This window comes from Kitasatospora misakiensis (genome assembly GCF_042656005.1).
In the GTDB taxonomy this organism is placed as follows: domain Bacteria; phylum Actinomycetota; class Actinomycetes; order Streptomycetales; family Streptomycetaceae; genus Kitasatospora; species Kitasatospora misakiensis.
On sequence record NZ_JBHSOF010000150.1, the window covers coordinates 1 to 693 of the forward strand.

The following is a 693-nucleotide window of genomic DNA, read 5'->3' on the forward strand; positions in this document are numbered from 1 at the left end:
GCCCGCATCCTCGTGGCCGACCTGGCCGAGGCCGGCCTCGTCGCCATCCACCAGCCCGCTTCCGGGGGCGAATCCGGAAACCAGCCCGACGTCACGCTGCTCGAAAGGGTCCTCAGTGGACTTCGCAAGCTCTAACGCGGCCGCCCCCACCCGCGCCACCACCTCCGCGAAGATCGTCGTCGCCGGCGGCTTCGGCGTCGGCAAAACCACACTCGTCGGCGCCGTCTCCGAGATCAACCCCCTGCGCACCGAAGCCGTCATGACCTCGGCCTCCGCCGGCATCGACGACCTCAGCCACGTCTCCGGCAAGACGACCACCACCGTCGCCATGGACTTCGGCCGCATCACCCTCGACGAAGACCTCATCCTCTACCTCTTCGGCACCCCCGGACAGGACCGCTTCTGGTTCATGTGGGACGACCTCGTCCGCGGCGCCATCGGAGCCGTCGTCCTCGTCGACACCCGCCGCCTCGCCGACTGCTTCCCCGCCCTCGACTACTTCGAAAACAGCGGACTCCCCTTCGTCGTCGCCCTCAACGGCTTCGACGGACACCAACCCCACACCCCCGACGAAGTCCGCGAAGCACTCCAACTCAGCACCGAAACCCCCGTCATCACCCTCGACGCCCGACGCCGCGACAGCGCCAAAAGCGCCCTCATCACCCTCGTCGAACACGCCCTCCTCGCCCGGCT

Annotated in this window: 2 protein-coding genes; both read left to right on the forward strand. The window is 68.4% G+C overall.

The genetic code is table 11. The features are described from left to right. The coding region (locus ACFP3U_RS36995; RefSeq protein WP_380230164.1) for a DUF742 domain-containing protein at positions 1–135 on the forward strand (135 nt) is incomplete at its 5' end. Next, the coding region (locus ACFP3U_RS37000) for a GTP-binding protein (protein WP_030398688.1) at positions 116–693 on the forward strand (578 nt) is incomplete at its 3' end. The genes ACFP3U_RS36995 and ACFP3U_RS37000, both read left to right, overlap by 20 nt.